Genomic DNA, 3318 nt, shown 5'->3' with positions numbered 1-3318 from the left:
CCGGTTCGGCCGCGGTGATCGTCGGCGTGCTGCTGCGACGTCCCGTGTATGCGCTGCTCGGCGTGATGTCCTCGGCCGATCGCGCGGCGGCCGGTTCGCGCGACGCCGCGGCGGCCGACGGCGGGCATGCGGCGGGCATGGCCGACGTCATGAGCATGAACTGGTTCCAGGCAGTCGGCACGTGCGTGCTGCTGACGATCGCGATCACCGCGACGTATCTGATCGCGCTGTGGCTGCTGCGTTCACGCGAGCTCATCGAGCTGGCGCGGCCGCTGCTCGCCCGCGTGACGCGTCGCGACAACGCGGCCTCGGACGGTCCCGACGCAGCCGAACATGCCGTCTCCGACAGCACCGTGCAAGTGCCGTCCACGCCGCCGGCGCCGCCCGCGCAGTCGGGCAGACCGGCACCGGACACGGCACTGCATGCGGCATCCGCGTCTCGGTCGGAGGCTGCGGCCGCTCCCCCATCCTCGACTACACCGACGGTTAGAATGGCACCGAAACCGGCGGCCTCAGGGCCGCAATCGGCACAATCGCAACAATCACATCAGTCATCGCGTTACGGAGCAAACATGAAGCCTCAGCTGGGAGATACCATCATCAACCGCTACACGCTGGTGTCGCAGCTGCGCGAGGCCCCGGGCCTGCTGGCGTGGCGGGCCAGCGACCGTGTGCTCACGCGAGACTGCCAGCTGTTCATCGTCACCGATTCGAAGGTGCTCTCGCAGGTCAATTCCACCGCCGCGTCGCTGGCGCTCATGCGAGACCCGCGCTTCACGCAGGTGCTGCAGCTGCAGCACGACGAGCGCATCGCCATCGTCGTCACCCAGCTCGACGCCGGCCTGTCGCTGTCCGAATACCTGCGCGGCCCGGCCGGCCACATCCTCAGCTTCGACGCGATCCGTTCCATCATGGGCGAGCTGACGAGCGCGATCAACATGCTGCTGTCGCAGGGTCTGGAGCATCGCGCGATCTCCACCGACACCGTGCGCATCAGCACGATGGGCGTCCAGCTCGCCGACATTCCGGTCAGCGCCATGATGGCCGACCTGACCGGCGGCGACCCGAAGCTCAACGACGAAAGCCTTGCCGTACGCCAGCTGGCGGGCGTGCTGTACGCGCTGCTCACGCACACGCCGTCCGCGCCCGGCACCACGTACGATCTCGGCCGCATCGGCGACGACGTGCCCGGCGAGTTCAAGCTGATCTGCAAGCGCGGTCTCGGCCTGCGCTACGACAGCGAGGACCGCGATCTGCCGATGTCGTCGCTGGCGGAAATCGACGCGTTGCTCGGCCCGTGGACGCCGCTCAACAAGTTGCACGAACGCGACATCGCGCTGCCCGGCGTGGCCGGTGCGGAGACGATCACGAACGGCGTGCTGAGCGACGTCGATCCGGAGGACATCATGGACGTGCCGTCCGGCGTGGTCAGCCGCGTGGCGATGCCGCCGCTGGCGATGGAGATGCCGCAGTACGCGTCCGCGCTCACCTCGGACGACGTGGTCGACGTGACACCGCTGGCCGGCGATTTCTTCCGCGCGTTCGACGGCTCGCAGTCGTCGTCGACGGTGAACAATACGACGCTGTCGCTGGACGTGTCGAGCATCCGTCACGACGCGCATCACGGCGTCGACGCGGGTGCGGGCGCTGGTGCCGGCGTGTCCGGCGAAGCGACGACCGTGCAGCCGCCGGTCGATCCGATCGCGGCCACCGCCGCGTCGTCGATGCCGACCGTGCCGATCGAAACGCATCCCCAGCATCCTCATGCCGAACCGGTCGCGACCCCGGTCGCTCCGGTGCCGAACGTGGCCGACACCGAGGAGGAGGGCGAGAAGACGATGATCATCCCGCCCGTGAACGCCCCCAAGCCGCCGAGCCTGCCGCCGGCGGCCGCCAAGGTGCCGTACGTGAACCAGATCTACAAGATCGAGTCGCAGGACAACGACGTGTCCGACGAGGCGCTGCTCGGCAGCCTGCCGACGAAGATCGTGGCCATCGTGGTCAGCATCGCCGTGGTCGTGGCGGCCGGCTACTTCGCCATTCAGGCGCTCAACAACGACAGCACCGGCAACATCACTAACGGCAGCTCCAATTCGGCCGATCCGTGGTCGCAGCAGAACATCGACCAGGTGCCGTTCGGCAATTCGACCAACGGGCAGTCCGGATCCTCTGACGAGGATTCCTCCGGGTCGGGTTCGTCCGGCTCCGGGTCTTCGGACAAGTCTTCCGGCTCGTCTTCGTCGGACAAGTCCTCGTCCGCCTCCTCCGGCTCCTCCTCGACCAAGAACACGGCCGACAAGGAAGCGAAGAAGGTGCCCGAACCGAAGTACGAGAACAACACCCCGCTGACCATCTCGAGCCAGAACTTCCAGACGAACCCGGGCGGCCAGAACGGCTTCGCGTTCTCGCTGCACCTCGACCAGCCGCACAAGGTGTACCGCATGACGATCACCATCACCTCGTCCGGCGGCACGGGCTACGTGCGCGCGAACACGACCGGCGACCCGACCAAGGGCGAGGAGGTCGCGAAGTTCTCGTTCGCGGAGGGCGGCACCACCGAGGTCAAGTTCGACAAGGTCGTCACCGCGCAGGACCTGATCCTGTGGGTGCCGATGGACAGCATGCCCGGCAACCAGCTCTACATCCAAAAGGTCGAGCTCTTCTAGCCGGCTTTTCCGGTCACCATGGCCCGCACGGTTCCGATTGCGCGGGCCATAACTTTTACCTCTCACGCCGTGCGCGGACTGGCCGGGTTTCGTGCGCCCCGCATTGCTACAGTGGAGCGCATGAGCAACGACAACGCGAACAACACGATTCATGATGCAGTCATCGTCGGTTCCGGCCCCGCCGGCTACACCGCCGCCATCTATCTCGGCCGCGCCGGCTACCAGCCGCTGGTGATCGCCGGCGCGCTCACGCCCGGCGGGCAGCTGGTCAACACCACCGAGGTCGAGAACTTCCCCGGCTTCCCGGACGGCATCCTCGGCCCGGACCTGATGGACGCCATGCAAAAGCAGGCCGAAAAGTTCGGCGCCGAACTCGTCTACGACGACGTGGTGTCGGTCGACTTCTCCGGCGACGTGAAGACCCTCACGCTCGACGGCGGCGACGTGATCCAAGCCCGCGCGGTGGTGATCACCACCGGTTCGAGCTACCGCAAGCTGGGCGTGCCCGGCGAGGAGGAGTTCTCCGGCCGCGGCGTCTCGTACTGCGCGACCTGCGACGGCTTCTTCTTCCGCGGCAAGCCGATCGTCGTGGTCGGCGGCGGCGATTCCGCGTTCGAGGAGGCGCTGTTCCTCACCCGCTTCGGTTCGTCGG

Annotated in this window: 1 protein-coding gene and 1 pseudogene; both read left to right on the top strand. The window is 67.3% G+C overall.

Translation table 11 applies throughout. The annotated features are described in order from the left end of the window. Window positions 1-2666, top strand: a pseudogene (locus KIH79_RS12620) (hypothetical protein); the annotation flags it as partial. Between the two features lie 120 nt (window positions 2667-2786). Next, window positions 2787-3318 (top strand): NAD(P)/FAD-dependent oxidoreductase (locus KIH79_RS12615; protein ID WP_219059703.1); only part of this gene is annotated, 532 nt, incomplete at its 3' end.

This window comes from Bifidobacterium miconis (assembly GCF_019331735.1).
GTDB lineage: Bacteria > Actinomycetota > Actinomycetes > Actinomycetales > Bifidobacteriaceae > Bifidobacterium > Bifidobacterium miconis.
The sequence above is the reverse complement of the archived record's forward strand: the minus strand, read 5'-3'. Positions and strand labels throughout refer to the sequence as shown.